Genomic DNA, 8,994 nt, shown 5'->3' with positions numbered 1-8,994 from the left:
GTGTTCGATGCCCGGACCGGGGCGTCAGCCCGAGCGGATCCGTGCGTCACGCCGCGCGGCGGAGGAAGGCCTGCAGGGTTCGGACCAGGGTGGTCGGCTCGTAGGGCTTCGGAATGAACCGAGCGCCCTCCGGCATGTCGTTGGGACCGGGCGTGCCCATGCCCGACACCACAAGAACGGGGATCGACGGCCAGCGATACGCCACGAGGCGGGCGAGGGCGAAACCGTCCATCGAGCCCTGCGGCATGTCGACGTCGGTCATCAGGACGCCGACATCGTCACGGTTCTCCAGGACCTTCAGCGCCTTGTCGGCGTGCGTCGCCTCGACGACGGTGAAGCCCGCATCCGCAAGGGTGTCAGAGGCCTCCATCAGCAGGAGGCCGTCATCCTCCACCAGGAGCACCACGGGTTGATCGGACGGGCTATCTGACATCAGACCTGCGAAGGTGAGTCTCAATTCCGAAGTCCGCGCCCTATTCCTCCGGGGCTCCCCCCGTCAAGGCGCGGGACCGGTTCGGTCAGGCCGCCTCCTCGCGCTTGCCCAGGCGCTTGTCGAGATAGGTGTCCACCGTCTGTGTCAGTTCCTCGACCTTGCCGTCGAAGAAGTGGTTCGCGCCATCGACCATCTGGTGCTCGATGATGACGCCCTTCTGGGTCTTCACCTTCTCGATCACCGGCATGACCTCGCGGGCGGGCGCCACCCGGTCCTCGGAGCCGTGCACGAACAGGCCGGAGGAGGGGCAGGGGGCCAGGAAGGTGAAGTCGTAGCGGTTCGCCATCGCGGCGATGGAGATGAAGCCCTCGATCTCGGGGCGGCGCATCAGGAGTTGCATGCCGATCCACGAGCCGAACGACACGCCGGCGATCCAGCAGGACTTCGCCTCGGGGTTGACCGACTGCACCCAGTCGAGGGCGGCGGCGGCATCCGACAATTCGCCCGAGCCGTGATCGAAGGAACCCTGGCTGCGGCCGACCCCGCGGAAATTGAAACGCAGGGCTGCGAAACCGCGATTGGCGAAGGTGTAAAAAAGGTTGTACACAATTTGATTGTTCATCGTACCCCCGAACTGGGGGTGCGGGTGCAGGATAATGGCGATCGGCGCACCGCGCTTCTTGGGGGCTTGATAACGGCCTTCCAGGCGGCCGGCCGGGCCGGTGAAGATGACTTCGGGCATCGCTCGTCTCTCACTCTCGAGATCGCCCGCCGGGCGATCGGCACGGCGACGCGGCAGCCTTGACTCGTCGCGCGCGCCCCATAAAAGCAGTCTTAGAATGGTTCTAGATGATTAGAACTATTCTAAAGAAGCCGCCTGAAGCTTCGCGCCGGCTGCCACGCCGACCGGATTGGGGCGGCGGGATCTCATTCTCTCGGCGCGCCTTAGCACGGCGAGCCGGTGCGCGGGCAAGGAATTGTGACGCGCCGCAGCAGAGGACTTAACGGAACGCGGATGAGCCGGGGACGCGCCTATCTCGACTACAATGCGACAGCTCCGGTCCGTCCGGCCGTCGCCGAGGCGGTGGCGCGCGCGCTGATGCTCCCCGGTAACCCGTCCTCGATCCACGCGGAGGGTCGGGCCGCCCGGGCCGCTCTTGAAGCGGCCCGCGCCGAAGTCGCGGCCCTGGTGACGGCGCGGCCCGAACAGGTCGTCTTCACCAGCGGCGGCACCGAAGCCGCCAACGCCGCCCTGTCGGGCGCCCTGCGTCGCCGCAGCACGCCGGCTCCGACCCGGCTCCTCTACTCGGCGACGGAGCACCCCTGCGTCGCGGCGGGTCACCGGTTCCCGGAAACGGCCGCGGAGGCGTTGCCGGTCACGGCCGACGGCGTGGTCGACCTCGCCGCCCTGGGGACACGGCTCGCCGCGCTGTCCGACGAGTCCGTGCTCGTCTCAGTCCATGCCGCCAACAACGAGACCGGCGCCGTGCAGCCGCTGGCCGACATCGTCGGGTTGGCTCGCGAGCACGGCCGGACCATGGTCCACAGCGACGCGGTGCAGGCGGCCGGGAAGGTCCCCCTCGACATGGCCGGCCTCGGCCTCGACGCACTGACCCTGTCGGGCCACAAGTTCGCGGCGCCGAAGGGTGTCGGCGCGCTGGTGCTGGCCGACGGGGTCACCCTGGAGACCGCCTTTATGCGGGGTGGCGGGCAGGAGCGCCGGCAGCGCTGCGGCACCGAGTGCCTGCCGGCCATCGTCGGCATGGGCGAGGCCGCGCGGATCGCCCGCGAGTCGCTCGACCGGGAGAGCGCGCGCCTCGGGGCGCTGCGCGACCGGATCGAGGCTGGCATCCGGGCCCTGGCGCCCGACGCGGTGGTGTTCGCCGCCGGGGCCCAGCGCCTGCCCAACACCCTCAGCTTCTCGGTCCCGGGCCTCGATGCGCCCTCGGCCCTGATCGCCCTCGACCTCGCCGGCGTGGCGGTGTCGTCGGGCTCGGCCTGCTCTTCGGGCAAGGTCGCGCGCTCGGCGACGCTCGCCGCGATGGGCGTCGGTCCTGACCTCGCCGGGGGGGCGCTGCGCGTCAGCCTCGGCTGGAACACGGTGGACGAGGAGGTGGCATGCTTCCTCGACGCCTTCGAACGGGCCTTGCAGCCCCTATATAGACGGCGAGGACAGGCGGCCTGAGGGCCGCGCCCCCGCTATCCGACAGACGCTTCCCGGCCCTTGACGCCGGAGATGCCCAGGAGACGCTGATGCCTGCCGTGCAGGAAACCATCGACCGGGTCCGCTCGATCGACCTCGACCAGTACAAGTACGGGTTTGAGACCACCATCGAGATGGAGAAGTCCGCGAAGGGCATCTCCGAGGACGTCGTGCGCTTCATCTCGGCCAAGAAGAACGAGCCCGCGTGGCTGCTGGAGTGGCGCCTCGACGCCTACAAGCGCTGGCTGACCATGAAGGAGCCGGAGTGGGCGCGGGTCTCCTACGACAAGGTCGATTACAACGACATCTACTACTATGCGGCGCCCAAGCGTCCGGCGGCGATGTCGCTCGACGAGATCGATCCTGAGATCCTGAAGACCTACGAGAAGCTCGGCATCCCGCTCCGCGAGGTCGAGGTGCTGGAGGGCATCGCGCCGGAGCGCCGCGTCGCGGTCGACGCCGTGTTCGACTCGGTCTCGGTGGCCACCACCTTCAAGAAGGAGCTGGAGAAGGCCGGCGTGATCTTCATGCCGATCTCCGAGGCCGTGCGCGAGCATCCCGAGCTGGTGAAGAAGTACCTCGGCTCGGTCGTGCCGGTGACCGACAACTTCTTCGCCACGCTCAACTCGGCCGTGTTCTCGGACGGGTCGTTCGTCTACATTCCGCCGGGCGTGCGCTGCCCGATGGAGCTGTCGACCTATTTCCGCATCAACGAGCGCGACACCGGCCAGTTCGAGCGCACGCTGATCATCGCCGACAAGGGCTCCTACGTCTCGTATCTCGAGGGCTGCACCGCCCCGAAGCGCGACGACAACCAGCTCCACGCCGCGGTGGTCGAGCTCGTCGCCCTCGACGATGCCGAGATCAAGTACTCAACGGTCCAGAACTGGTATCCGGGCGACAACGAGGGCAAGGGCGGCATCTACAACTTCGTGACCAAGCGCGGCGATTGCCGTGGCGCCCGCTCGAAGATCTCGTGGACGCAGGTCGAGACCGGCTCGGCGATCACGTGGAAGTACCCGTCCTGCATCCTGCGCGGCGACGATTCCCGCGGCGAGTTCTACTCGATCGCGGTGTCGAACGGCATGCAGCAGGTCGATTCCGGCACCAAGATGATCCATCTCGGCAAGAACACGACGAGCCGGATCATCTCGAAGGGCATCTCGGCGGGTCGGTCGCAGAACACCTACCGGGGGCTCGTCTCGGCCCACAGGAAGGCTTCCAACGCCCGGAACTTCACGAACTGCGACTCCCTGCTGATCGGCGACCAGTGCGGCGCGCACACCGTGCCCTATATCGAGTCGAAGAACGCCTCGGCGGTGTTCGAACACGAGGCGACAACCTCGAAGATCTCCGAGGACCAGAAGTTCTACTGTCAGCAGCGCGGCCTCTCCGAGGAGGAGGCGACCGCACTCATCGTCAACGGCTTCGTCCGGGACGTGCTGCAGCAGCTGCCCATGGAGTTCGCCGTCGAGGCGCAGAAGCTGATCTCGATCAGCCTGGAAGGCTCGGTGGGCTGACCGCCTGGGCGGTTTCGACGACGACGTGCTGCGGGCCGCGCATCGGCACAGCGCGCGGCACGCCGACGAGGTCAGGAGCAGCGTCCTGTGCGGATGCTTCTTCTGCCTCGAGGTTTTCGCGCCGGACGAGATCGCGGGGTGGATCGCCGATGATGGCACCGCCCTCTGTCCCCGGTGCGGCATCGACGCGGTGATCGGCGATCTCTCCGGCTACCCGGCCGGGATCCTCGCGTTCCTGCGGGCGATGCGGGACGAATGGTTATGAAGGACTTGGACTGACATGCTGGAAATCAAGAACCTCGTCGTGCAGATCGAGGACAACCGCATCCTGAACGGCCTGAACCTGACCGTGAACGACGGCGAGGTCGCGGCGATCATGGGGCCGAACGGCTCGGGCAAGTCGACCCTGTCGTACGTCATCGCCGGCAAGGAGGACTACGAGGTCCTCGACGGTGAGATCCTGCTCGACGGGCAGAACGTGCTGGAGATGGCCGCCGACGAGCGCGCCGCGGCCGGTATCTTCCTGGCCTTCCAGTACCCGCTGGAGATCCCCGGCGTCGGCACCATGACCTTCCTCAAGGCCTGCCTCAACGCGCAGCGCAAGGCGCGCGGCGAGGCGGAGCTGTCGACCCCCGACTTCATCCGGGCGGTGAACGGCGCCGCCGACAAGCTCGAGATCAACAAGGAGATGCTCAAGCGCGCCCTCAACGTCGGTTTCTCCGGCGGCGAGAAGAAGCGCATGGAGATCCTCCAGATGGCGCTGCTGCAGCCGAAGTTCTGCGTGCTCGACGAGACCGATTCCGGCCTCGACATCGACGCCCTGCGCATCGTGTCCGAGGGCGTGAACGCGCTGCGCGACAAGAACCGCTCGTTCCTGGTCATCACCCACTACCAGCGGCTGCTCAACCACATCGTGCCCGACACCGTGCACGTCATGTCGAAGGGTCAGATCGTGAAGACCGGCGGCAAGGAGCTCGCCCTCGAACTCGAGGCCTCCGGCTACGCCGAGTATCGCACCAACGAGGCGGCCTGAACCATGGCCGGCGTCACCAACCTCCGCTCCCCCGCCGAGGCCGGCCTGTCGAAGCTGTTCGAATCGGCCCGCCAGAGCTTCGCCAGCGAGACGGCGATCGCCCGCGAGGAGGCGTTCCGCTTCTTCGAGGCGACCGGCTTGCCCAGCCGCCGGGTCGAGGCCTTCAAGTACACGGATCTGCGCGCCGCCATCACCGAGGCCGCACCGCCGGCCGATGCGCCGAGCCTCGAGGTCGCCAAGGCGGCCGTCGCGCAGGCGAAGGGCTTCTCCGGCATCGAGGCCGCGCGCCTGACCTTCGTGAACGGGCACCTCATCGGCGAACTGTCGGATCTCGATGCGATCCCCGAGGGTGTCACGGTCGTGCCGATGTCGGAGGCCCTCGCCCAGGGCCATGCAGGCCTGAAGCAGCTCGCCCCGGTCGCACAGGCCCGGGAGAACCCGGTCTACCAACTCAACACCGCCTTCCTGGCCGATGGCGCGGTGATCACGGTCGCTGCCGGTGCGAAGCCGGTGCGGCCGCTGCATCTCCGCTTCGTGGGCACCGGCGACGCGCCGTTCTCCACGGCGACCCGCGTGCTCGTCCAGCTGGGCGAGGGCGCGGAGTTCAGCCTACTGGAGAGCCATGAGGGAACGGACGGCCTCACCTGCCAGCCGAACGACGCCCTCGACGTGGTGGTCGGCCCGAAGGCTGCCTTCCGGCACACCCGCCTGAACATCGAGGGCGATGCCACCATCGCGCTTTCGACCCTGTCGTTGAAGGTCGAGGCCGAGGGGCAGGTGGAAACCGTGAACCTCGTGACCGGAGCGGTGCTGTCGCGCCACCAGATCTTCGTCCACATCGCGGGCGAGGACACGAACGTGGTCGTCAACGGCGCGGCCATGCTGCGCAGGGGACAGCTCGCCGACTCGACGCTGCTCGCCGACCATGCCGCCGTGGGCGGTGTCGGCCGCGAGCAGTTCAAGTGGATCATCGACGGTGACGCCACCGGCGTGTTCCAGGGCAAGATCATCGTCCGTCAGGCCGCCCAGAAGACCGACGGCAAGATGAAGTCCGACTGCCTCCTCCTCACGGACGAGGGGCAGATGATGAACAAGCCGGAGCTGGAGATCTTCGCCGACGACGTCGCCTGCGGCCACGGGGCCACCTGCGGTGCGCCGGACGACGATCTGCTATTCTACCTGATGGCCCGCGGCCTGCCGCGCGCGATCGCCGAGAGCCTGCTCGTGCAGGCCTTCGTGGGCGAGGCGGTGGAAGCGGTCACGCACGAGGGCGCCCGCGCGGCGCTGGTCGGCGAGATCGAGGCCTGGCTGAAGGCACGGGTGTAGCGTCCGCAACCCGCTCCGTCCCGCACGCGATGCGCTCTCCTCCCCCGTGCGGGGAGGAGCCCGAGGTGGGAGCGGCGCCGGTCGAATCTCGGCGGCGCCTCATGACCCGCCCGCCCCCTTACCCCTCCCCGCATGGGGGAGGGGGCCCGTCCTCTTCGAAGGGTGGGCGCTCAGTGAGTGAGAAGCGATGAACGCACCCGTCCTCACCCCCGCCTACGACGTCGAGGCGATCCGCAAGGATTTCCCGATCCTAGGCCAGCAGGTCTACGGCAAGAAGCTGGTCTACCTCGACAACGCCGCTTCGGCGCAGAAGCCCCGTCAGGTGATCGACGCGATGGTCTCCTGCATGGAGACTGGCTACGCCAACGTCCACCGCGGCCTGCACTACATGGCGAACGCCGCCACGGAGGGCTTCGAGGGCGCCCGTGAGACCACGCGGCAGTTCCTCAACGCCGCCTCCACGGACGAGATCATCTTCACCCGCAACGCCACCGAGGCCTACAACCTCGTGGCCTCGTCGATGGGCTGGGCCGGCCTGATCGGGGAGGGGGACGAGATCATCCTCTCGATCATGGAGCACCACTCCAACATCGTGCCCTGGCACTTCCTGCGCGAGCGCCGGGGCGCCGTGATCAAGTGGGCACCGGTGGACGACCAGGGCAACTTCCTGGTGGAGGAATACGAGAAGCTGTTCTCGCCCCGCACCAAGATGGTGGCGATCACCCACATGTCGAACGTGCTGGGCACGGTGACGCCCGCCGCGGAGATCGTGCGTATCGCCCACGCCCACGGCGTCCCGGTCCTGCTCGACGGCGCACAGAGCGCGGTCCATCAGCCCGTCGACGTGCAGGCGCTCGATTGCGACTTCTTCGTCTTCACCGGCCACAAGGTTTACGGGCCGACCGGGATCGGCGTGCTCTACGGCAAGAAGGAATGGCTGGAGCGCCTGCCGCCCTACCAGGGCGGCGGCGAGATGATCCGGACGGTGAGCGAGGACGCGGTCACCTACAACGAACCGCCGCACAAATTCGAGGCGGGCACCCCGGCCATCATCGAGGCTGTCGGCCTCGGCGCGGCGCTGGAATACATGATGACGCTGGGACGCGACGCGATCGCCGCCCACGAGGCGAAGCTGACGGCTTACGCGCAGGAGCGGCTCGGCGCGATGAACGCCCTGCGCCTGATCGGCACGGCGGCCGGCAAGGGCGGTGTGATCGCCTTCGAGATGAAGGGCGCTCATGCCCACGACATCGCCACGGTCATCGACCGCCAGGGCGTGGCGGTCCGGGCCGGGACCCACTGCGCCATGCCGCTGCTCCAGCGGTTCGGCGTGACGTCGACCTGCCGCGCGTCCTTCGGGCTCTACAACACGACCGCCGAGATCGATGCCCTTGCCGAAGCCCTCGGCAGGGCGGAGATGCTGTTTACCTGATATCTGGATCCGAGGCTGGTCCCGTCCGCGCGGGTCCGGGGAGAGTGAAGCGATGACCACCGACGCCACCATCACGGGGGGCATGAACGCCCCCGCCGTCGAAGGCGATTCCGCGATCCCGCAGGCGGAACTCGATCGCCTGACCGACGACATCGTCGCGGCCCTGAAGACCGTCTACGATCCCGAGATTCCGGCCGACATCTACGAACTCGGCCTGATCTACAAGGTCGATATCGGCGACGATCGGAAGGTCGCCATCGACATGACGCTGACCGCCCCGGGCTGCCCGGTGGCCGGTGAGATGCCGGGCTGGGTGGAGAACGCGGTGAGCGCCGTGCCGGGCGTCCAGTCCTGTTCGGTGACCATGGTGTTCGATCCGCCGTGGGATCAGAGCCGCATGTCGGACGAGGCGCGCGTCGCCCTCGACATGTGGTAGGGCGGACCGGCGTTCACAGGCTCCTGAACACGCATGGCGCGTGCCGCGAGGCGCGTGACCGCGCTTGAGTTTCGCTGCTGCGACAAGGGCATAAGCCGAAGCGTTGGCGTTGCGAAGGAATGGACGGCACCGGCGGACCTGCGGCGATCTACGTAGCCGTTAAGGTCTCGCTAACCATCGCGGCGCAGAGCGGAGACGGCCGCAGCAACAGCGGCAACTCCCTCGATACGGTTGGTGGAAACGGATGGCTTCGGGCTACGTGGTCGCGGCGTTCCTGGAGGCGGCCGGGCTGGTCGGCCTCGTGATCGCGGTGCTCCGGATACGGACGGAACGCCAGGCGAAGGCCGCCGAATTGCGGAGCTTTCTCCGCTCCGGGCAGATCCCGTCCGCCACCGCCGGAACGCTCCGCCGCGTGGACTTCGCGTCGCACGCGGTCGCCGTCCCGTTCACACCGGGCCGTGGCAGCGGATTGCAGGGCCGCCCTTCGGCAGCCCGCTCGGCGCTCGGACGCGCCATCGTGCGCGGCGGCCCGGCCCTGCCGCCCCACCTGACCGGTGCAATCAGCGCAGGATGATGTCGAGGCCGCTGCCGAAGAGAACGACGGCGCTGAG

10 protein-coding genes are annotated in these 8,994 nt (G+C 68.0%); 8 read left to right on the top strand and 2 right to left on the bottom strand.

Features of this window, described 5'->3' with window-relative positions:
- Positions 1-46 precede the first annotated feature (46 nt).
- Together PQI07_RS35160 and PQI07_RS35155 are read right to left on the bottom strand one after the other, a co-directional pair.
- Entirely contained in the window at positions 47-433 is a 387-nt protein-coding gene (locus PQI07_RS35160; RefSeq protein ID WP_043351947.1) for a response regulator, read from the bottom strand.
- 85 nt (positions 434-518) lie between these two features.
- On the bottom strand, positions 519-1,175 hold the full coding sequence (locus PQI07_RS35155) for an alpha/beta hydrolase (RefSeq protein WP_043351944.1): 657 nt from the start codon (positions 1,173-1,175) through the stop codon (positions 519-521).
- Positions 1,176-1,448: 273 nt separating this feature from the next.
- Between PQI07_RS35155 and PQI07_RS35150 the strand changes: the two genes are divergently transcribed.
- From PQI07_RS35150 to PQI07_RS35115, 8 genes are all read left to right on the top strand, one after another.
- Entirely contained in the window at positions 1,449-2,618 is a 1,170-nt protein-coding gene (locus tag PQI07_RS35150; protein ID WP_043755812.1) for a cysteine desulfurase family protein, read from the top strand.
- A 68-nt stretch (positions 2,619-2,686) separates the two neighbouring features.
- On the top strand, positions 2,687-4,156 hold the full coding sequence (gene sufB, locus PQI07_RS35145; RefSeq protein WP_043351940.1) for a Fe-S cluster assembly protein SufB: 1,470 nt from the start codon (positions 2,687-2,689) through the stop codon (positions 4,154-4,156).
- 25 nt (positions 4,157-4,181) lie between these two features.
- Complete coding sequence (locus PQI07_RS35140; RefSeq protein WP_274929124.1) at positions 4,182-4,421, top strand: cytoplasmic protein; 240 nt, start codon at positions 4,182-4,184, stop codon at positions 4,419-4,421.
- A 15-nt stretch (positions 4,422-4,436) separates the two neighbouring features.
- Positions 4,437-5,189, top strand: coding sequence for a Fe-S cluster assembly ATPase SufC (gene sufC, locus PQI07_RS35135; RefSeq protein ID WP_043351937.1), 753 nt, complete (start codon positions 4,437-4,439; stop codon positions 5,187-5,189).
- 3 nt (positions 5,190-5,192) lie between these two features.
- The gene (locus tag PQI07_RS35130) at positions 5,193-6,515 is read left to right on the top strand and encodes a SufB/SufD family protein (RefSeq protein ID WP_043351935.1); all 1,323 of its coding nucleotides are present in this window, start codon (positions 5,193-5,195) and stop codon (positions 6,513-6,515) included.
- 187 nt (positions 6,516-6,702) lie between these two features.
- Entirely contained in the window at positions 6,703-7,947 is a 1,245-nt protein-coding gene (locus PQI07_RS35125; RefSeq protein ID WP_053609949.1) for a cysteine desulfurase, read from the top strand.
- Between the two features lie 52 nt (positions 7,948-7,999).
- On the top strand, positions 8,000-8,383 hold the full coding sequence (locus PQI07_RS35120) for an SUF system Fe-S cluster assembly protein (RefSeq protein ID WP_043351932.1): 384 nt from the start codon (positions 8,000-8,002) through the stop codon (positions 8,381-8,383).
- A 244-nt stretch (positions 8,384-8,627) separates the two neighbouring features.
- Positions 8,628-8,957 carry a hypothetical protein gene (locus PQI07_RS35115; RefSeq protein WP_075379673.1) on the top strand — a complete coding sequence of 110 codons (330 nt, stop codon included), beginning with the start codon at positions 8,628-8,630 and terminating at the stop codon, positions 8,955-8,957.
- Positions 8,958-8,994: the final 37 nt, after the last annotated feature.

The organism is Methylobacterium sp. 092160098-2, from assembly GCF_028920805.1.
Lineage (GTDB): Bacteria > Pseudomonadota > Alphaproteobacteria > Rhizobiales > Beijerinckiaceae > Methylobacterium > Methylobacterium fujisawaense.
This window is presented reverse-complemented; position numbering and strand designations above follow the sequence as displayed.